This window comes from Parvibaculum sp. (assembly GCF_039973015.1).
In the GTDB taxonomy this organism is placed as follows: Bacteria; Pseudomonadota; Alphaproteobacteria; order Parvibaculales; family Parvibaculaceae; genus Parvibaculum.
In genome coordinates, this window is record NZ_JBDWLT010000009.1 from 112,413 (window position 1) to 132,069 (window position 19,657).

Below are 19,657 nucleotides of genomic sequence, written 5' to 3' on the forward strand. Positions count from 1 at the left end.
CGTGCTAGTCCTGAAGCCCCTTCAGCGCGGCGAGGCAAATATCGCGCGTCTGCGCCGTCACCATTTCCTTCCAGTCTGGCTCGTCGACATAGAATGCATCGCGGATGAGCTTGCCGATTTCGGCCGCTTTCGGATTTGCCGCGCCGCCATTCTGGTGGAGCCAGTTGTCCGACTGGAGCGCCACCGTCACCTCGCGGATCGGCACGGTGCCGAACTCAAGCCCGCCGGCGGTCACTTCGTGTCCCTTCAGTTCTTCCGCGAAGCAGACGGGGATCGAGCCCGGTACGTCGGAGGAAACCGACGCGCCGCCGACCGTCGAATGCACGATGCTGCCCCACCAGCGGTGCATTCTCTCGTAAGCCGCACTCGTTTCAGGTTCTACGCAAATCATCTCGCCGTGGCCGCGCTCGCCAAGGCCGGTGTGGATATCGACGAAGACAGTGCGCTCCGCTTTCCCCATTTCCTCGCGCACGATCCTGCGCAGCGTCCTGTTCGACCAGACAGGCTCCAGCCCGCCGAACTGAACGCCGTCCGGATGTGTGTATTGCCCCGCGCTCAGCGCGTGCTGCATGGCGCGGTGTCCGTGTTTCCCGGCATAGGCGCGCATGCGTTCGCGGCTCTGCGCCATTGCCTCCGGGGACAAGTCGGGCGGGTTGATCGCATCCGCCAGTTCCTCATAGCCCGGGTTTTCGGGGTGCGGTTTCGCGTGATCGATGAAGTTGCGGTTGAGGTCGACATTGTTCTCGTTCACGCGCCGGTTCCAGGCGAAGCCGTAAGGATTGATCGCATGGACGAAAACAAGCGCCGTGCTCTTGGGCAGTTGCGTGGCAAAGCCTTCCGAAAGCAGTGCCGTCTGCACACCTGAGCCGCAATAGCCTTCAACGCCATGCGTACCCGAGCCGATGGCGAGAATACGGGTCGCATCCTCCGGCCCCAGCCGTGCGACATCGGTTGCCAGCGTTTCACCTTCGGGCCCTTTCAGCGGGTGCTCGTGATGGTTAATGCGCGCACCCGCCGCGCGCGCCGCATCGAGAAAACGGGCGCGCGCTTCACGGTAAGTTCCTGAAAAATAATGCGATGCAGAGGTCAATTGGGTTTTTCCCTGGTGTTGTTCGTATGCAGCAACTCATCCCGGCTTTGTCGCCAAGCAGTCATCTGGGCGGGTTATGGTGCCAAAACTGTGTTAGACTGGCACATAAGAGACCAGTTTGTGGGGGCAATGAGAGGGTTCAACTATGCTTGGTACGCTGCCGCTGATGGCAATCGTCATCATCATCTATAACGTCGTCATCTACCTGACCGGGCTGTCGATGGAATCGCAGATCACCTCAATCTCGCTGATTTCGGGGGCGGTGTGGACGATCTCGGTCGGCGACCTCATCCTCTATGCCGGTCTTCTCCTGCTCTTCCTCGAACTCATCAACGCGACGAAGACGGGCGCATCCACCATCGTCAATCATGCGCTTTCGATGCTGGTCCTGCTGATTGCGCTGGTCCAGTTCATCGTGCTGCCGCAGTTCGGCACCTCCACCTTCTTCGCGCTCGTCCTGCTTGCGCTGTTCGACGTGATCGCCGGGTTCACCGTCACCATCACGGCGGCTCGCCGAGACTTCACCGTCGGCGAATAATCTCAGTCTTCTTCGTCTGCGGCGTCGAGCAGAAGCTCGTATGCCGCGGCGAGGCGGGCTGTCAGTGGATGGGCGGGAATATCCCGCCCGTCGATATTCGTGACCGGCACAATGCCGACAAGGCTGTTCGTCACGAAAGCGCCGGATATGCGCGCCAGTCGTGCCGCCGCGATCTCCTCTTCCCTTGATTCAATTCCCATCTCCGGCGCGAGTTCGAGCAGGGCCGCGCGGGTGATACCGGGCAGGATGCCGCAATTCGTGGAGGGGGTGACAAGTCTGTCGCCTTCCCAGAGAAAAATATTCGCTGCGCTCGTGCAGGCGATGTTGCCGTTCGTATCGAGCAGCAGTGCGTCGTCCGCGCCTTTCTCCCGCGCCTCTTCCTTTGCGAGCAGATTATCGAGATAGGGGAGCGCCTTCAGCCGCGACGAAGGCGACCAGGGGTTGCGCCTCGGCGTTGCCGTCACCAGAGACGTTCGCACTGGCGCTTCGCCCGTTGCCGCGCAAGTGATGAGCACGGTCGGCTTCGGCTCCACGGGGAGTGCTAGCCCGCGCGGTGCGGGGCCTCGTGTCACGGTCACGCGAAGCGAGGCGCGAGGCGCTTCGTCCATTTCGTTTTCGTCCAGCAGGTCGGCACATGCCATCTCGATTTCGGCGAGAGAATAGGGGAGCGGCAGCCCTATCAAATTCGAGGACGTGCCAAGACGCAGCATGTGCTCGTCTGCGAACAGGATATGTCCATGCAGCGCCAGCATGGTTTCGAACAGGCCGTCACCGAGGAGAAATCCCCGGTCGGCGGGATCGATACGCGCATCCCGCGCATCGGAAATCGAACCGTTGAGCCAGATTTTCATGCGCTTATCCTTGCTCCCTGCGGCACAACTTTTGCGAGCCGGAAGAAATTGGCGAGTAGCGCGTGCCCGTGTTCGGTCAGCACGGATTCGGGGTGAAACTGCACACCGAATATCGGCAGTTCGTCATGTGCAAGCGCCATCAACACGCCGTCTTGCGTATGTGCGGTGGCACGAAGCACTCCGCTTGCCGGAAGTTCAGCAACAAGCGAATGATAGCGGCCGGCGGTGAAAGGAGAAGGCAAGCCCGCGAAAATATCCTCGCCTTCATGATAAATGCGCGATGGCTTGCCATGCACAGGCTTCGCCGCGCGCAGGATACGCCCGCCGAAAGCCGCCGCCACCGCCTGGTGGCCAAGGCAGACGCCGAGCAGCGGAATGCCGTGCGCCGCCGCTGCCTTCACGAGGGGAACGGAAATTCCCGCCTTGTCCGGGCCGCAGGGGCCGGGCGAGAGAATGATGGCCTGCGGTGTCAATGACAGCGCTTCATCGACCGAGATTTTATCCGTGCGGATTGTACGGCGTTCGTGGCCGAGTTCGCCGACATAGCGGGCGAGATTGTGAACGAAGCTGTCGAAATTATCGATGACGAGGATCATGCACGCTGTCCCGTCAGGAGCGGTTTTTCTTCGCGTGTTTGGCCGTCGCCGAGTGCGCGCCGCATATCACGTGCCTTTGCCAGCGTTTCCTCGTATTCCGCGGCAGGTTCGGAATCCGCCACGATGCCGCCGCCTGCCTGAAAGGTGACGCGCCGGTCTTTCACGGTCATGGTGCGGATCGTGATGGCGCTGTCCATGCTGCCATCGGCACCGAGATAACCGATGGCGCCGCAATAGGGACCGCGCGCGGTCGGTTCCAGTTCAGCAATGATTTCCATGGCACGGCGCTTCGGTGCGCCTGTGACCGAACCGCCGGGAAAGCAGGCGGCAAGAAGGTCTGTTGAGGATTTTCCTGCGCGCAGTTTTCCCCGCACCGTCGACACGAGATGGTGCACATTGGCGAAGCTTTCGAGCTCGCAGAGCTTGTCCACCGTCACTGAGTTATCCTCGCAGACACGCGAAATGTCGTTGCGCAACAGGTCCACGATCATCACGTTTTCCGCGCGGTCCTTTTCGGAGGTGAGAAGTTCGGCCGCGAGCCTCTCATCTTCAGCGCGTGTTGTGCCGCGTTTCCTTGTGCCCTTGATCGGCTTGGTTTCGACCAGGTCTTCGCGGCAGAGGAGGAATCGCTCCGGCGACGAAGATACGATCGCGCCTTCGCCGAAATTGAAAAAGGACGAGAAGGGAGCGGGGCTTGCCTCGCGCAGGCGCAAATAGAGTCCGTATGGCGTATCTTCCTTGCCGAGTTCCGCCTCGAAGCGTTGCGAGAGGTTTGCCTGGAAAATATCCCCGGCGTGTATGTAGCCGATGACCTGTGCCACTGCGCGCTCATAGCCTTCGCGCGTGAAGTTCGATGCGATTTCCGGCAGCGCCGACGGGATGAAAGCTGACGGATTTGACAGCGACGATATCCGCTTGCGCATTTTCTCCATGCGTGTTTCCGCGCGCTTCAACCGTGCGGCAGGCTTGCTTTCGGGAAGCCCCGTCGAAACGATGAAGGCGCGGTTTTGTACCATGTCGAAGGCGAGCACGAGGTCGTAGAATCCGAGAGCCATGTCTGGAAAATGCTGGTCGTCGATGGCAAAGGGCCGGTCTTCCGGCGGCAGGTGCTCCAGCGTTCTCCCAAGGCCATAGCCGAAAAACCCTGCCGCCCCGCCTGGAAAGGGCGTTGTGGTGCTGCCGGTTTCGACTGGTGCGAGAGAGGCGAGCGTGTCCTTCAGGAGATCGAATGGTTTTCCGTTTTCGCCATGCCGCCAGACAAGGTGCTGAAAGGGTTCGATTGCGATGAAACTCCATCGTCCGTGCAGCGCGGGATCGCGCTCCGGTCCCGCTGTAGCGCTATCGAGGAAAAGCGCGAAAGGGTCTGCTGCCAGAGCATGAAACAAATCATGCGGCGCGACCCATTCCAGCTCTTCGACGAGCGGCTTCATTACCCGAATACTCTCATTCGCCAACGGTTTTTCTATTCTGTGGAAGGCCGCTCAACGTCGAATGCACCATCTTCCGGCGCCTCGTGGCTGCAGCTTCCGCAGCGTCGTGACTCGAGCCGCGTCAGCGGCCCGCGCGGTTTGCCGCCCATGCCGCCGGATGTGACCCTCGCATCCTGCACCTTGAGAAAATCCTCGATAAGGCCGCTTACCAGCCCGGGTCTGGCAAAGGCGATGTTGTGCCCGGTACCGGAATAGGAGCGAAGCTGCGCTTGCGGCATGAGGCTCATGAGTTTTTCTGCATTTTCGTAAGGCACGGTTTCGTCTGCTTCGCCCCAGATGGCAAGAACGGGCATTTCCGATTCTCCGACTTTCGCAAAGAAGGCATCGGCGCCCGTGAGCGGATAATACCTCATGGTGGAAAGCAGCGCGTCGCCATAGCCGCGATAGTCGAGCTGACGGCTGAACCCCGCCAGGAAAGCGCCGGGGTTCGGCGCGCTTGCAGCTTCCTGCGAGGCGGCGCTGTAGAAGATGCGGGTGCCGAAGAGACGGACGATCCAGTCGCCGATGAGCGGACGTTTCAGCAGTTCGGCGTCCTCGTTTGTCGCGACGCCGAGACCCGCGGGCGCGATCAGCGTCAGCGACCGCACGAATTCGGGGTGGCGCGCCGCGAAGATCGTCGCGATGGCGCCGCCCATGGAATAGCCGACAAGGTCGATGCGCCGGTCGATCTTCAGCGCTTCGATCAGTTCCGCGAGTTGCCTGTCGAAGAGGTCGGCATTGTAGACCGCATCAGGCCGGTCGGAGAGGCCGCGCCCGAAATTGTCATAGGCGAGGACACGATAGCCCGCGGCCGTCAGCGGCTTGAAATAGTCCTCCCAGACGATGGAGGGCGTAGAGAATCCATGAATCAGCACGATGACGGGGCCGGCGTCCGGCCCTTCAAGCCGATAGTGAACAGTGCCGGAAGGCAGCGTCACGAAATCATAGGCGTTACCGTCAGCTTCGAGTTGGGCGCGCGCTTCGGCATCCAGCGGCGCGCGCGCGCGGCCGGCCGCCCAGAAGCTCATGAACATGATGAGGAGAAGCGCCACCAGGAGAATTGCCACTCCCTTCACGATCGCCATGATGCTTTCAGCCCTTTCCTGCACTGTCCCGCTCTTTCCGCTGCGGAAGCCGGGCGCGGGCGCAGTCTAGTGGGTTGACCGGCGCTCTACAAATGGGCCGCGGGGTTGCGAGAGGCCTGAATTACAGGCTTGATGCGGACAAAATCAGGCGCTGCGCGCGGTTCTCAAAGGAGACGAATTATGACTGACGCATTCAAGGATCAGGTGCTGGCGGGAAAGGTGGCTTTCGTTGCCGGCGCGTCGAGCGGTATCAATCTCGGCATCGCGCAGCATTTTGCGCGGGCGGGCGCCAAGGTCGCGCTTATCAGCCGCAGTCACGAAAAAATCGTCGCTGCGGCGAAGACCATTACGGATGAAGGCCATGAGGCCATCGGCATGGCGGCCGATGTTCGTGATTTCAATTCGGTCGATCAGGCAATGGCCCAGGCGCGCGAAAAACTCGGCAATCTGGACATCGTGATTTCGGGTGCTGCAGGCAACTTCGTGGCCCCCGCGCTCGGTATGTCGTCCAATGGTTTCAAGACGGTGGTCGATATCGACCTCATCGGTACTTTTAACGTGCTGCGCGCTTCCTTCCAGTATCTGAACAGGCCAGGCGCCTCGCTTATCTCGATCACCGCACCGCAGGCGGTGAACCCCAGCGTTTTCCAGTCGCATGTCTGTGCGGCGAAGGCGGGCATAAACATGCTGACGAAGTGCCTTGCGATGGAGTGGGGCCCGGCGGGCGTTCGCGTCAATGCGATATCCCCGGGGCCCATCGCGGATACGGAGGGTATGGCGCGCCTCGCACCGACGCCAGAAATGGAAACGGCGATCAAATCCCGCATCGCGATGCGCGACTACGGCACCAAGACCGATATCGCCGACACCGCGCTTTTCCTTTCGACGGACAACGCGAAATACATCACCGGCACCATCGTCGATTGCGATGGCGGATCGAAGCTCGGCGATGCCGGTGCAGATGCGCTTGGCGAGTTTGCCTGAATGACATCGCCCGACCGCGGTACGCCCCGCTCCCTGAAGCAGCTTGAATCGCTGGAGAGTATGGAAGGAATTGTGAGGGCCGAGCACAGCGTGCCGTCCTCGCATTCGCTTCTCCACCGGTTGCCGAAGGGTGTGCTCATACACGCCGTCTATCCCGGCGTTCTTGTGGCGGTCACGATCGCACTCGCTTCTTCCTGGCTGTCACAGCATTACGGTGCGCCCGTCATGCTGTTCGCGCTTCTCTTCGGTATGGCGTTCCACTTTCTTCATGAAGAAGGCCGTTGCGTTGCCGGGATCGAGTTTTCCTCGCGCACGATCCTGCGGGTCGGTGTGGCGCTGCTGGGCGTCAGGATCACGGCGGGCGAGATCGCGAGCCTCGGGGTTGTCCCCGTCTTTACGGTCATCGCCGGTGTTGCGACGACGATCCTTGTCGGTATTCTGCTTTCGCGGCTTCTAGGTCTCAAATCGCTTTTCGGGGTTTTGTCGGGCGGTGCCGTTGCCATCTGCGGGGCATCGGCAGCGCTGGCGATTGCCTCTGTTCTGCCGCAGCGAGAAGAAGGCGAGCGCGATACAATCCTTACCGTGGTTGCGATCACCGCGCTTTCGACGCTTGCCATGATCTTCTATCCGGTTTTCGTCGGTGCTATCGGTCTCGACGACACGCGGGCGGGGATATTTCTCGGCGGTACGATCCACGATGTGGCCCAGGTCGTTGGCGCCGGCTACATGGTTTCGGTGGAGACGGGCGATGTCGCCACATATGTGAAGCTTCTGCGGGTGGCGATGCTGCTTCCCGTGGTCTTCTGCATTGCCTTCGTTGTCAGCCGCACAAGCGGGGGCAAGGCGGCAGGCGGTGCTCGCCTTGTGCCGGTATTTCTTGTCGGGTTCGCGGCGCTTGTCGCCGTCAACAGTTTCGGCCTGCTTTCACCTCCCGTGATTGACGCTGCGACGGATGTCTCGCGCTGGTGTCTCGTCACCGCCATTGCCGCGCTTGGCATGAAGACATCCTTTGGCGACCTTGCGTCAACGGGCTGGCGGCCGGTCGGTCTCATGCTTGCCGAAACTTTCTGGATTGCGGCACTCGTGCTGATTGCCGTGGAGTTCCTCATCTGAATGTCTTGCTCCCGCCTGTGCTGCCGTTAGGCTCGGAGGAAAGAAGCCGAAAGGGAGGAAGTCATGATGCCGCGCATTGCGCCCTCGGAATTCACATGCGTTCTCTATGAGGTTCGAGACCATGTTGCGATCGTCACCATCAACCGGCCGGAACGGCGCAACGCGCTGAACCGCCGTGCCTATGACGAGGTGGAAGCGTCGTTTCGCGCCGCCTCCGCCGACCCGGACGTTCGCTGTGTCGTGGTCACAGGCTCGGATCCTGCCTTCTGTTCCGGCGAGGATGTGAAGGAGATGATGACGGGCGAGCAGCACGAGCAGAGCGTGGCGAGGCTCACCAGTGTGCGTCCCGAGCCGACGCCTGCCGCCGTTGCCGCGCTCGAATGCGACAGGCCGGTGATAGCGGCGGTCAATGGCGCCGCCGTCGGCTGGGGCATGGAGCTCACGCTCTTTGCGGATATTCGCATTGCATCGGAACAAGCGAAGTTCGGGGAAATCTTCATCAAGCGCGGGCTGATCACCGATGTCGGCGGGCTCTGGCGTCTGCCTGCCATTGTCGGCCCGGCAAAGGCAGCGGAGCTTCTTTTCACCGGCGATGTCATCGATGCGGCGGAGGCCGCGCGCATCGGGCTTGTCAGCGAGGTGGTGCCTCATGACGAGTTGCTGGAGCGCGCGCTGGCGCTGGCGGGCAGGATCGCCGTCAACGCACCGCTTGCTCTTCGTTTCATGAAAGAAGGGCTTCGCCGGACCTCCTATGGCGACTTGCGCGAAATCGGTAGCTGGGTAAGCGGTACGCTGGGTAAACTCTTCCAGACGGAAGATCACCGCGAAGGCGTAAGCAGTTTCCTTGAGAAGCGGCCGCCTGTTTTCAGGGGACGTTGAGAGAAATCATGGCGCTTTTCTTCGATCAGGAATGGTTCGATGCGAAGCTGAGGGAGACCGGGCGGACGCGGGATGAAGTTGCGGCCGCCCTTCGTCTTTCTCGCGCGCAGGTCGACGAGATATGGAAAGACCAGCGTGAACTCGCACATCATGAAGTGAGTGTGCTTGCGCAGCTTCTTGCAGCCCCGCCCGCGGATGTCGCAAACAAGGCAGGGGTTTCGACGCCGGTTCCATCTTCTCCCACCGCCGCGGGACAAGCCGGCGATAGTGCCGTGATGGCGAAACTTGCTGAAATGGATGCCCACCTCGAACGGATCGAGCGTGCGGTGGCCGACCTTCAATCTCTAATCCTCGCCACGCGAAACAGTTGAGTACTTCGATGCGCGATTTTCATCTGCCCGGCCGTTCCACGGTTCACAGCGTCAACGGCATGTGTGCGACCTCGCAGCCGCTTGCCGCCGAAGCGGCTGTCTCGATCATGCGTGCGGGCGGCAATGCGGTCGACGCGGCGATTGCGGCGAGTGCCGTTCTCTGTGTCGTCGAGCCTTATAATACGGGCATCGGCGGCGACTGCTTCGCCATTCTGTCGAAAGGCGGCGGCGGGGATATTATCGGTCTCAACGGGTCTGGCCGTTCGCCAAAAGCGCTCTCGCTGGAAAAGCTGAAATCCGCCGGTGGCGATCTCGGACTCAACAGCGTTCATGCCGTCACCGTGCCGGGCGCGGTCGATGCATGGGCACGGCTTCTCGCCGATCACGGCACGATGGAGCTTGGCCGGGTCTTCGAGCCTGCGATCCGGCTTGCCGAAGAAGGTTTTGCCGTTGCGCCGCGCATCGGCACCGAGTGGCATTTTCTGGAAGGCCATCTCGCGCACGATGCGGATGCCGTTGCCCAATTCACGAAGGACGGCAAGGCTCCTGCCGTCGGGGAAAAGTTTCGTCTGCCGGTGCTGGCGGAGACACTTCGGCTTATCGGTGCGAAGGGGCGCGACGCCTTTTACGAAGGGCCGCTCGCCGGGGATATGGTGGAGAAACTTCGCCGCATGGGCGGTTTTCACACGGCCGAGGATTTCGCGGCGACGAAGTGCAACTATGTAGAGCCGATCCGCACCCGGTATCGCGGGCGGGAAATCTGCGAAATTCCGCCAAACGGGCAGGGCATCACGGCATTGCTGATGCTCAACATTCTTTCATGCACGGAGGTCGACGGGCTCGACCCGCATGGCGCCGCACGCTTCCACTATGAAATGGAGGCGGCGCGCCTCGCCTATGACATGCGCGACCGCTATGTCGCCGACCCCGATTTTGGCGAAGTGCCGGTGGAGCGGCTGCTATCGCGGGAAACGGCGGAAGAACTGGCGGCGCGGATCGACCCTAACCGGCGTATCGAGGATCTGGGCACGGTGCGCGATCCGCTCAATCGCGACACGGTCTATCTCACCGTCGTGGACAAGGATCGCAATGCGGTCTCCTTCATCAACTCGCTCTTCTTCGGTTTCGGCTCCGGGATTTGCGCACCGAAATCCGGCGTCATGTTTCAGAACCGGGGTTCGGGCTTCGTGATGGAAGAAGGGCATCTCAATTGCGTGGCAGGCGGCAAGCGGCCGCTCCACACGATTATCCCCGCTATGCTTGTCGAGAAGGGGCGCGCGGTCATGCCCTTCGGCGTGATGGGCGGAGCCTATCAGGCGGTCGGTCATGCGCATGTCGTGACCAACATGCTGGACTACGGGATGGATGTGCAGCAGGCACTCGACAGCACGCGAGCCTTTCCCGCGGGCAAAGGGATCGAGGTCGAGCACGGTCTGTCCGCCGAAGCGCGGGACGGGCTCGCGGCGCGCGGTCACGAGGTGAAAGACGCGTTCCTGCCGCATGGCGGCGGGCAGGCTATCGTCATCGACCATGAACGGGGCACGCTCGCCGGCGGCTCCGACCCGCGCAAGGACGGTGCCGCCATCGGCTACTGATTTTCAGAAGAAGTTACAGCTTGCGCCGGTGATGTCCGCTGCGGAGCGTTTCCGCGAGGAGATCGGGAAGCATGTCCGCGCCGATATAGGCGGAGGTTGCTTCGCGGCGCTTTTCTTCCTTGCGCTCGGGAGAGCGCGGCCAGGCCCAGTGCTGATCGATATATTGCGCGAGGAAGGCGGCGACGGGACGGGTCGCTGTGAGATCGGGTCTGCCAAGGGCAGCGTGGGTGGGGGCCGATGTTCGGGGAAGCGGCGCTGGGTCGCTGCGCTTCACGGGCGGCGTTTCTTCCGCCCGCCTCGGGGCGGGCAAGGCGCGGCGCGTCCGCTCTATGCGCTCCACTCCCGTCATCTTTTTTCCATTTACCACTATTGCCGCCGTTGCGTACGAGTACCGCACTGGAGAATGAACCTGTTCGCACGAGCATCGCAAGAATCCTGCCGCGGATAGCTGCGCTTAAATGCAACGGGTTGTGCTGGAACGGAACAATCTGCGTGAATTAACCAGCATTTTTAAGCTTTTAGTCGCCTAGCCACTTCTCGAAATTTTAACGGCTGCTGCCTGAGTATGACCGGAATGGATGCAGGAAGCGTCCTGATCGGGCGGTGTGCCCAAGTAAACTAAACACGGCAGGAGCGGTGTTGTGGACTCGAAGACGCAGGAAGCGGGCAGAGTCGGCGTGGCGTATAGCGGCGAACCCATGAAGACGGGCGATGATCTTCTGGAGAATGCTGTGAACGCTGTAGGTGATGCTGCCTACAAGTGGTCGATCGGCGAGGATGTCTTGAGTTGGGGCGCGGGGGCCGTGCAACTTCTCGGCATCTCCGACATTTCCAGGATATCCACACATCGTGATTTTGCCGCACGCATCGCAAGCGAGGGCGTGAGCCGCTACGAACAGATTTGCCGCTCGCGCGAAAGCGACACGGGCGGCGGGGTGCCTTACGAACTCGAATACCAGATACGCGACGACTTCGGCGGTATGCGCTGGGTCGAGGATCGCGGCCGGTGGTATGGCGGAAGCGATGGCGCACCGGCGAGCGCTATTGGCGTGTTGCGTGCGATCGATGAGCGCCACAAGCGCGAGGAAGAGCTCGTGCGCCTGTCGACCTATGACGAACTGACAGGTCTGTTGAACCGGGTGCGCATGAAGGAAGCGCTGACGGATGCGATGATCGCTTCCCAGCGCGGCCGCCAGAATTCCGCTTTTCTGCTCATTGCTGTCGATAACCTCGCTCTCATCAACGATGCCTTCGGCTTCGATGTGGCCGACGAAGTGATTGTCCATGTCGGCCAGCGGCTGACTTCGCTTGCGCGACGCGGCGATGCGCTTGGCCGCTATGCGGGTAACAAATTCGGCCTTATCCTGCGTAACTGCAATGAAGAACGGCTTGGGGGCATTTCCGAACGGCTGCTTGCCGAGGTGCGCGACAAGGTTGTGATGACGGCGCGTGGTCCCGTTTCCGTCACGGTTTCAGCGGGCTCGATTGCGCTTCCCGGTCATGCATCGAGTGTCGACCAGGCGCTTGCCCGCGCGGAGGAGGCGCTCGTTGCAGCGAAGCAGCGGCTTCGCGACAGCCATGTCGTCTATACACCCTCGCGCGAACGCGAAAAGACGAGGTTGCGCAACATCAATGTCGCCGACGAACTTATCACCGCCCTTAATGACAAGCGTATCCGCATTGCCTACCAGCCAATCGTCGATGCGAAGAGCGGCGAGACGGTTATCTATGAATGTCTCGTTCGCATGGTGCAGCCGGACGGCAATATTCTGGCGGCCGGACATTTTGTGCCGGTGGCGGAAAAGTTGGGGCTGATCGGGCTTCTCGACTATCGCGTGATGGAGCTTGCCATCCAGACGCTGCGTGAGCGGCCGGATGTCCGGCTCTCGCTCAACGTGTCCGGGCGCACGACGAGCGATCGTCTCTGGCGCGAAACGCTTGCCAGCTTCCTTGCCGCAGACAGCAACCTTGCGCGGCGGCTCGTCATCGAAATCACCGAAACGGTGGCGATCCAGGAGGTTTCGGAACTGACCGAATTCGTCGCGACCTTCCGCGATCTGGGGTGCCAGATTGCCATCGACGATTTCGGCGCGGGCTACACGTCTTTCCGCAACCTCAAGATGCTCGATGTGGACCTGGTAAAAATCGACGGATCATTCGTGATCGACCTTGTGACCAACCCAGACAATCAGTTCTTCGTGCGCACACTCGTGAACCTTGCGCAGAACTTCAACCTGCCGACGGTCGCCGAATGGGTCAGCAATGCCGAGGAAGTCGAGATGCTGAGGTCACTGGGCGTGGAATATCTCCAGGGCTTCTATCTTGGAGAGCCCGCCATGTCGTTGCCAGGATCAGTCGCGAGCTTCTCTGGCCACCGAACGGTCGCCTGAGCCTTACTTTTTCGACAGCGCCTCAAGCTGGGCCTGCATCTGGGAAAGCTGCTTCTTGAGTTCATCGAGCTCGTCGTCGCGCTTTTCGCCGCTTTCGGATGCCTCTGCCGGATCAGGCTTCTGCTGGTCCTTCCCCCCGCGCTCGCCTGCACCGGCGCCCGGCCGGCCAAAGGGCGAGAACATGCGCATGGCATTATCGAAAACCTCAAGATTCTGGCGAATCTGGTCCTCGAACTGGCTCAGCCGCTCGCGGCCGCCCAGCGCGCTTGTCACGCGGTTGCGCAGCTTTTCCTGCTCCTTCGAAAAGCTGTTCATGCTCATTTCGAGATAGGACGGGATAAAGCCCTGCAGGCTGTCGCCATAGAAGCGGATCAGCTGTCTGAGGAAGTTGATCGGGAGCAGGTTCTGCCCTTTGCCCTCTTCCTCGAAAATGATCTGCGTCAGTACGGAGCGGGTGATGTCGTCGCCCGTCTTCGCATCCCGGACCACGAACTCCTTGCTCTGCTTTACCATCTCGCAGAGATGGTCGAGCGTCACATAGCTCGAGGTCGAAGTGTTGTAGAGCCGCCTGTTCGCGTATTTCTTGATAACGATGACATCATCGTCCGTGGATGAAGTCTTTTTTGCCACGGCTGTCCCAATCTCTCGTTTTACAATGTTGTCGCATCGGGCCCACCTTTTTACGGGTGACGGCATTTTGCTTGCCGCAACGGTCCCTTGCCCCCTGTCATTTGGCATTGTGACGCGGTATTGTTGCGGTGCGCAAGCCCCGCATTGCGATGCACCGAAAACAGCGCTACCGCGTCCCGGCCATCTGCAGCCGGCAACCGCGGGCGCCGGGCGGGAGCCACATAATCTTTCGGCCCGTCGAGGCCGGTTCCAGGGAGCAAGCCATGAGCAAATCCGGTACCGAGGTGGTCATTGTCGGCGCGGCGCGTACGCCCGTCGGCTCATTCAACGGCGCTCTCTCGGGCCTGCCCGCGCATGAACTTGGCCGTATCGCCGTTTCTTCGGCCATCGAGCGGGCGGGGATCGAAAAGGATGCGGTTTCCGAGGTCATCCTCGGCCAGATCCTGCAGGCCGGTCAGGGCCAGAATCCGGCTCGCCAGGCCTCTATCAATTCCGGGCTTCCCGTTGAAGTGCCGGCCTGGGGCGTCAACCAGCTTTGCGGCTCGGGGCTTCGCGCCGTTGCGCTCGGATATCAGGCCATCGTCAATGGCGACAGCGAGGTCGTGGTCTCGGGCGGTCAGGAAAGCATGAGCCAGGCGCCTCATGCAGCCTATCTCCGCGCGGGCCAGAAAATGGGCGATATGCAGTTCGTCGATACGATGATCCGGGACGGGCTCTGGGATGCCTTCAATGGCTATCACATGGGGCAGACCGCCGAGAATGTCGCCGCGCGCTGGCAGATCACGCGCGAGGAACAGGATGCTTTTGCCGTTGCCTCGCAGAACAAGGCGGAGGCCGCGCAGAAGGCCGGCCGTTTCAAGGATGAAATCGTTCCCGTCACCATCAAGTCGCGCAAGGGCGAGACGGTGGTCGACAGCGACGAGTTCATCAAGCATGGCGTGACACTCGAAGGTATTCAGGGCCTGAAGCCTGCCTTCCAGAAGGATGGCGGTACGGTGACGGCGGCGAATGCGTCCGGCATCAATGATGGCGCTGCCGCAGTTGTGCTGATGAGCGCGGAACGCGCTGAAAAGGAAGGCCACAAGGTGCTCGGCCGCATCGTCTCCTGGGCGCAGGCGGGCGTCGATCCGGCCGTCATGGGAACGGGACCGATCCCGGCCTCGCGCGCGGCGCTCAAGAAGGCGGGCTGGACGGTCGACGATCTCGATCTCGTGGAAGCCAACGAGGCCTTTGCGGCGCAGGCACTTGCGGTCAACAAGGATCTCGGCTGGAACCCGGAGATCGTCAATGTGAATGGCGGTGCGATTTCCATCGGCCATCCGATCGGCGCGTCCGGTGCCCGCGTCTTTGTCACGCTTCTTCACGAAATGGAGAAGCGCGATGCGAAGAAAGGGCTCGCCACGCTCTGCATTGGCGGTGGCATGGGTATCGCACTTTGCGTCGAACGCTGAGCTTTGCATCGGCTTACAGAAACTTCCAGGACGGGGATAACCGACAATGACCAAAGTTGCGCTCGTGACGGGCGGTACACGCGGCATCGGCGCCGCGATTTCGGTCGCGCTGAAGAATGCCGGCTACAAGGTGGCCGCCAACTATGCCGGCAACGATGAAGCAGCGGCGGCCTTCTCGAAAGAGCATGGTGTCAATGTCTACAAGTGGAATGTGGGCGACTATGACGCGTGCGTGAAAGGCATTGGCTCGGTCGAGGCAGAACTCGGTCCGGTCGATGTGCTGGTCAACAATGCGGGCATTACGCGAGACGGCATGCTGCACAAGATGACGCCCGCGCAGTGGCGCGAGGTCATGGCCGTCGATCTCGATTCCATGTTCAACATGTGCCAGCCGCTCATCAACGGCATGCGCGAGCGCGGTTTCGGGCGCATCGTCAACATCTCGTCGATCAATGGCCAGAAGGGCCAGATGGGGCAGACCAATTATTCCGCGGCGAAGGCCGGCGTCATCGGCTTTACCAAGGCGCTGGCGCAGGAAGTTGCGCGCAAGGGAGTCACGGTGAACTGCATTGCGCCGGGCTATGTCGACACCGACATGGTGGCGGCGGTGCCGGAAAAGGTGCTGGAAGGCATCATCTCGACGATCCCGGTCGGCCGCCTCGGCAAGGCGGAGGAAATCGCGCATTGCGTTGCCTTCCTTGCCGACGAGAAGGCGAGCTTCGTTACCGGTGCCACGATCACGGCAAATGGCGCGCAGTACATCGCGGGATAGGCTCTCCCGCATATGACAAGAAAACGCCCCGGATATCTCCGGGGCGTTTTTCGTTTCAGCCGCTTTGCTGTTCGATTTTCTCTTGCATCCGGTCGTATTCGTCGTCGCGACCGGCGCGTGGCATGCCGGGATAGAGCCAGCTGTCGGGCGGGCCGATATCGACATGAGCATAAGGCGTCTTTGTCGGGTAGAAGCCCGCGCCACCCTTGCCGAGTTTTTTTGCCACGCGGTAAACCTCTTCGGGGTCGAGGAAATCCTGCGTGATGTCCATCGCCATGCCGCGCATGTGGAAGCTGCCGGGATCGACGCCGTTGCCGCGATGGAAGAGCCAGTCGTTCGTTTCCGGCGAGCGATAGCCGGACATGGTGTAAATCGGGTTCTTCGAGCGCGTATTGGTGTCGATCTCCCAGAGCAGGTCGAGAAGGCCCGGATGCACGTCATGGACGCCGCCCGTGCGCAGGTCGCGCATGAACCACGAGACGCGCTTCAACGCATCCTCTTCGTAGCCCTTGTCCGTCCAGTAGGTAACGGTGAGCTTTTCGCCTGAGTTGAGGCTCTGGAGCCGGAGCGTCCGTTTGTGCGGCGTGTCCGCGCGAAGGATGGAAGGCGCCGCCAGAAGACCCGCCACGCCAAGGCCCAGTGCAAGCGCCTTGCGGCGTGTCGGCAGAAAAAGTCCCGATGCGGATTTTTCGATCATGGCAAAAGGCTACTGGAGGGCGGTTTGGGGCTCAAGCGACGGTTTCAAGGCGGCGCCCAGGGTTGCTCCTGGTTCGGAAGGAGCGTCCGCGCGGCGGACAGGACGTATGAGGGGATCGGGCGCGGCAGCGGCAAGGGCGCGCGCGCCTTCTTCCGGCGCAAGCCGGGCGAAGCTGTAGCCGTCCGCGCGCAATGCCTCGATCAGGCCGGAAAGCATGGCGGCCGTTCGCGGCTTGGTGTCGTGGAGGATCAGGATGCCGCGCCCTACATAAGCGATGTTGCGCAGCGCCCGGATGCGCACCTGCGCGGAGCTGATCGATTTCCAGTCATCCGCGCCGAATTCGCAGGAGAAGGTTGCGATGTTGCGTTCGCCGAGCCAGCCGATCAGCGTCTTGCTGTCATTGAGGCCGGGAAAGCGGAAGAAGGGCGCAAGCCTTTCGCGGTCGGCGGCAGGCGCGCTTGCAAGCGCCGTCTCCACCGCGTCGAAACCGCGCCGGATCTGGCTTTGCGCGTTCGCAGGCGAGTAATGACGGAGGTTGTTCGGGTGGGACCAGCTATGGGTGCCGATGGTGTGGCCGCGCGCCGCCACCTCGCGCACGATGTCTGGATGCCTTTCGGCGTAGATCCCGACCATGAAGAAGGTCGCCTTCACACAATGCCGGTCGAGAATATCGAGAATAAGCGGCGTCGTGTCGGGGTTGGGACCATCGTCGAAGGTGAGTGCGACCTGCTTGAGGCCTAGGCCCGCGGACCGGGGATATTGCATCCCGCCATAGGCAGGGCCGCCCTTTGTCGGGAGCGTGACCACGGAAGTCTCTTGCTCGCAGGCCGGGTTTTGCGCGCGCGCGGGCAGGCTCGCGCAGAAAAGCGCGGCCAGCATACTCGCTGCGGCGAGAACGGATTTCACCTTGAGCCCCCCACGGACCGGCGACGGTATCTATCGGCCCAGTCTAGCGGGCCCGCCGCTTTCGGCCAGCGCAGAGGGGCAACAGGAGCGGTGAAAAAGAAACAGGGTTAAGTGGCGGGCGTCCATCCGGGTTCCGCCATCTCGAAGCCCGCGAATTCGAAGCCGGGGGCGACCGTGCAGCCCACCAGCGTCCACAGGCCGAGCGGTTCGGCCGCCTGCCAGGCATTCGCCGGGATCACGATTTGGGGGCGTTCGCCTGCGTCGAGGTTCTGGCCGAGAAGCAGGGTTTCGGGCTTTTGCCCTTCCACATGGCGTGACAGGGCGAGCGGCCCCCCCGCGTACCAATGCCAGATTTCGGCAGCGTCGACACGGTGCCAGTGGGATCGCTCGCTTTCCTTCAGCAGGTAGTAGATGGCGGTCGAATGGGCGCGCGTACCGCCTGCCGTGTCGCGAAAGGTTTCGGCAAAATGGCCGCCTTCCGGGTGCGGTTCCATGCCGAGAAGTTCGATGATGGCGTCGGCGTCCAGGCCGGCGAATGAAGGCATATCAGAAATTGTCCTTTCGCTTGCGGGTTTCGGCGAAGACCTCGACATCGTTTGCCGCGTCGAGCCCGATGGTGCGGCGAAGGTCCGGGCTTGCCGCACGCAGGAAGGGGTTTGTCTTCTTTTCGAGGCCGATGGTGGTCGGCACGGTCCATTCACCGCGCGCGCGCATCTCGTCGATCTCCCTGGCACGGGCGACGAGGGCGGCATTGTCGGGCTCGACTGAAAGGGCGAAGCGCGCATTCGCCTGCGTATATTCATGTGCGCAATAGACGACCGTATCGTCGGGAAGTTCCATCAGCTTGCCGAGCGATGTCCACATTTGTTGCGGTGTACCCTCGAAGAGCCGTCCGCAGCCCAGCGCAAAGAGCGTGTCGCCTACGAAGGCAATGTGTTCTTCGTCGAAGCTGTAGGCGATATGGCCGCTGGTGTGCCCCGGCACGTCGATCACGCGGGCGCGCGCCGCGCCCAGTTCCACGATGTCGCCTTCACTCACGGCGCGGTCGATGGCGGGGATTTTGTCCTTCTCGCCTTTCGGGCCGATGACGATGCAGCCGGTCTTCTCCTTGAGTTCCGCATTGCCGCCTGCATGGTCGTAATGGTGATGGGTGTTGAGGATATGGGTGAGTTTCCAGCCCTTCTCCTCAAGAGCGGCAAGGATCGGCTTCACTTCCGGTGTATCGATTGCAGCCGTTGCGCCGGAAGAAGGCTCGTGGACCAGATAGCCGTAATTGTCGTTCAGGCAGGGAAACTGGTGAATTTCGAGCTTTGCCATCTCATCTCCTTCGGTGGCACATCGGCGGTGGGCGCTATCGGGATCGTTTGCCTCCCGTTAGTCTCGCCCGATATAGGCTTTCCCGCTTAGGGTAGAGGTCTTGGCCGCCCGCGTGAACCCGGTGCTTCAATGCCGGATTTGCTGGAGTTTATTTCGTGCAGATGGATGTGATCGACCTTCGCGATTTTTACGGCCGCCCGCTCGGGCGCGTCGCGCAGCACCATATTGCGCGCCGAGTGGAGCAGATATGGCCCGATGTGCGGGGGCTCAATGTACTTGGTCTCGGCTTTGCGACGCCCTATCTCGCACCCTTCGTGGGCAAGGCGGAGCGTACCATCGGCCTCATGCCGGCGCGTCAGGGGGTTATGCAGTGGCCAGCGAACGGAAAGTGCCTCACCGGTCTTGTCGACGAACGCGAATTGCCGCTGCCCGATGAAAGTATGGACCGTGTGCTGCTGGTTCACGGGCTTGAGGCGAGCGAATCCAAGCGCGGGCTGTTGCGCCAGATATGGCGCGTTCTGGCGCCGGGCGGGCGGCTGCTTATTGTGGTGCCGAACCGTCGCGGCCTGTGGGCGCGGCGCGAGGCGACGCCTTTCGGTCACGGGCAGCCCTTCTCGCGCAGCCAGATTACGCAGCTTCTCCGCGAATCGATGTTCTCGCCGTCGGACTGGGAAGTGGCGCTTTTCGTCCCGCCTTTCGACTGGCGTCCGCTGCTTCGTTCGGCGTCCGCCTGGGAGCGGGCGGGCCATATGCTCTGGCCGCGTTTTTCCGGTGTCATCATGGTGGAGGCGACGAAGCAGATCTATGCCGCGACGCCGCTGCCGGCATCGCGCAAGATGAAGTCCAGGGTTCGGGCGATTGCGCCGCTGCCCACGCCTGCGCCCGCCCCGGCGCGCGCCGTCCTGCCGGAAGACGGAGACTGA

Annotated in this window: 21 protein-coding genes; 10 read left to right on the top strand and 11 right to left on the bottom strand. The window is 61.7% G+C overall.

What is annotated here, in order from left to right:
• Positions 1 to 4: 4 nt before the first annotated feature.
• Positions 5 to 1,090, bottom strand: a complete 1,086-nt coding sequence (locus ABJO61_RS10170) for a M14 family metallopeptidase (RefSeq protein WP_348328015.1) — start codon at positions 1,088 to 1,090, stop codon at positions 5 to 7.
• 145 nt (positions 1,091 to 1,235) lie between these two features.
• On the opposite strand from ABJO61_RS10170, the gene ABJO61_RS10175 reads away from it, so the two are divergent.
• Positions 1,236 to 1,628, top strand: coding sequence for a hypothetical protein (locus ABJO61_RS10175; protein ID WP_348328018.1), 393 nt, complete (start codon positions 1,236 to 1,238; stop codon positions 1,626 to 1,628).
• Positions 1,629 to 1,630: 2 nt separating this feature from the next.
• Here ABJO61_RS10175 and ABJO61_RS10180 read toward each other — a convergent pair whose 3' ends face one another.
• Genes ABJO61_RS10180 through ABJO61_RS10195 form a run of 4 tightly spaced genes read right to left on the bottom strand, consistent with a single transcriptional unit; the run spans position 1,631 to position 5,629 of the window.
• Positions 1,631 to 2,479: an aminotransferase class IV gene (locus ABJO61_RS10180; protein WP_348328021.1), complete on the bottom strand. Its 849-nt coding sequence runs from the start codon at positions 2,477 to 2,479 to the stop codon at positions 1,631 to 1,633.
• Positions 2,476 to 3,075: an aminodeoxychorismate/anthranilate synthase component II gene (locus ABJO61_RS10185; protein WP_348328024.1), complete on the bottom strand. Its 600-nt coding sequence runs from the start codon at positions 3,073 to 3,075 to the stop codon at positions 2,476 to 2,478. The genes ABJO61_RS10180 and ABJO61_RS10185 overlap by 4 nt, the downstream gene beginning before the upstream one ends.
• Positions 3,072 to 4,505: an aminodeoxychorismate synthase component I gene (gene pabB / locus ABJO61_RS10190; protein ID WP_348328027.1), complete on the bottom strand. Its 1,434-nt coding sequence runs from the start codon at positions 4,503 to 4,505 to the stop codon at positions 3,072 to 3,074. The genes ABJO61_RS10185 and pabB overlap by 4 nt, the downstream gene beginning before the upstream one ends.
• Before the next feature lie 32 nt (positions 4,506 to 4,537).
• Positions 4,538 to 5,629 carry an alpha/beta fold hydrolase gene (locus ABJO61_RS10195; RefSeq protein WP_348328030.1) on the bottom strand — a complete coding sequence of 364 codons (1,092 nt, stop codon included), beginning with the start codon at positions 5,627 to 5,629 and terminating at the stop codon, positions 4,538 to 4,540.
• 180 nt (positions 5,630 to 5,809) lie between these two features.
• Between ABJO61_RS10195 and ABJO61_RS10200 the strand changes: the two genes are divergently transcribed.
• From ABJO61_RS10200 to ggt, 5 genes are all read left to right on the top strand, one after another.
• Positions 5,810 to 6,613 (top strand): SDR family oxidoreductase, encoded by an 804-nt coding sequence (locus ABJO61_RS10200; protein ID WP_293329887.1) that lies wholly within the window; start codon positions 5,810 to 5,812, stop codon positions 6,611 to 6,613.
• On the top strand, positions 6,614 to 7,726 hold the full coding sequence (locus tag ABJO61_RS10205; protein WP_348328033.1) for a YeiH family protein: 1,113 nt from the start codon (positions 6,614 to 6,616) through the stop codon (positions 7,724 to 7,726). It abuts the gene before it with no gap.
• A 63-nt stretch (positions 7,727 to 7,789) separates the two neighbouring features.
• Entirely contained in the window at positions 7,790 to 8,605 is an 816-nt protein-coding gene (locus ABJO61_RS10210) for an enoyl-CoA hydratase-related protein (RefSeq protein WP_348328036.1), read from the top strand.
• Between the two features lie 8 nt (positions 8,606 to 8,613).
• Positions 8,614 to 8,976, top strand: coding sequence for a hypothetical protein (locus ABJO61_RS10215; protein WP_348328039.1), 363 nt, complete (start codon positions 8,614 to 8,616; stop codon positions 8,974 to 8,976).
• An 8-nt stretch (positions 8,977 to 8,984) separates the two neighbouring features.
• Positions 8,985 to 10,571, top strand: a complete 1,587-nt coding sequence (gene ggt, locus ABJO61_RS10220; protein ID WP_348328581.1) for a gamma-glutamyltransferase — start codon at positions 8,985 to 8,987, stop codon at positions 10,569 to 10,571.
• 13 nt (positions 10,572 to 10,584) lie between these two features.
• Here ggt and ABJO61_RS10225 read toward each other — a convergent pair whose 3' ends face one another.
• Complete coding sequence (locus ABJO61_RS10225; protein WP_348328042.1) at positions 10,585 to 10,920, bottom strand: hypothetical protein; 336 nt, start codon at positions 10,918 to 10,920, stop codon at positions 10,585 to 10,587.
• Between the two features lie 292 nt (positions 10,921 to 11,212).
• On the opposite strand from ABJO61_RS10225, the gene ABJO61_RS10230 reads away from it, so the two are divergent.
• Positions 11,213 to 12,961 carry a bifunctional diguanylate cyclase/phosphodiesterase gene (locus tag ABJO61_RS10230; protein WP_348328045.1) on the top strand — a complete coding sequence of 583 codons (1,749 nt, stop codon included), beginning with the start codon at positions 11,213 to 11,215 and terminating at the stop codon, positions 12,959 to 12,961.
• A gap of 3 nt (positions 12,962 to 12,964) precedes the next feature.
• Here the strand turns inward: ABJO61_RS10230 and phaR are convergent, their stop codons facing one another.
• On the bottom strand, positions 12,965 to 13,591 hold the full coding sequence (phaR, locus tag ABJO61_RS10235) for a polyhydroxyalkanoate synthesis repressor PhaR (RefSeq protein ID WP_348328048.1): 627 nt from the start codon (positions 13,589 to 13,591) through the stop codon (positions 12,965 to 12,967).
• A 263-nt stretch (positions 13,592 to 13,854) separates the two neighbouring features.
• Here phaR and ABJO61_RS10240 point away from each other — a divergent pair, with 263 nt between their 5' ends.
• Positions 13,855 to 15,042, top strand: a complete 1,188-nt coding sequence (locus ABJO61_RS10240) for an acetyl-CoA C-acetyltransferase (protein ID WP_348328051.1) — start codon at positions 13,855 to 13,857, stop codon at positions 15,040 to 15,042.
• 46 nt (positions 15,043 to 15,088) lie between these two features.
• Positions 15,089 to 15,814: an acetoacetyl-CoA reductase gene (gene phbB / locus ABJO61_RS10245; RefSeq protein ID WP_348328054.1), complete on the top strand. Its 726-nt coding sequence runs from the start codon at positions 15,089 to 15,091 to the stop codon at positions 15,812 to 15,814.
• A gap of 55 nt (positions 15,815 to 15,869) precedes the next feature.
• On the opposite strand, the gene ABJO61_RS10250 is transcribed toward phbB, so the two are convergent.
• The 4 genes from ABJO61_RS10250 to gloB form a co-directional block, all read right to left on the bottom strand.
• Positions 15,870 to 16,511 carry a DUF882 domain-containing protein gene (locus ABJO61_RS10250; protein ID WP_348328057.1) on the bottom strand — a complete coding sequence of 214 codons (642 nt, stop codon included), beginning with the start codon at positions 16,509 to 16,511 and terminating at the stop codon, positions 15,870 to 15,872.
• A gap of 9 nt (positions 16,512 to 16,520) precedes the next feature.
• Positions 16,521 to 17,417: a polysaccharide deacetylase family protein gene (locus ABJO61_RS10255; protein WP_348328060.1), complete on the bottom strand. Its 897-nt coding sequence runs from the start codon at positions 17,415 to 17,417 to the stop codon at positions 16,521 to 16,523.
• 107 nt (positions 17,418 to 17,524) lie between these two features.
• Entirely contained in the window at positions 17,525 to 17,944 is a 420-nt protein-coding gene (locus ABJO61_RS10260; RefSeq protein ID WP_348328584.1) for a cupin domain-containing protein, read from the bottom strand.
• Positions 17,945 to 17,963: 19 nt separating this feature from the next.
• Positions 17,964 to 18,734: a hydroxyacylglutathione hydrolase gene (gene gloB, locus ABJO61_RS10265; RefSeq protein ID WP_348328063.1), complete on the bottom strand. Its 771-nt coding sequence runs from the start codon at positions 18,732 to 18,734 to the stop codon at positions 17,964 to 17,966.
• Between the two features lie 161 nt (positions 18,735 to 18,895).
• Between gloB and ABJO61_RS10270 the strand changes: the two genes are divergently transcribed.
• Positions 18,896 to 19,657, top strand: a complete 762-nt coding sequence (locus ABJO61_RS10270) for a class I SAM-dependent methyltransferase (RefSeq protein WP_348328587.1) — start codon at positions 18,896 to 18,898, stop codon at positions 19,655 to 19,657.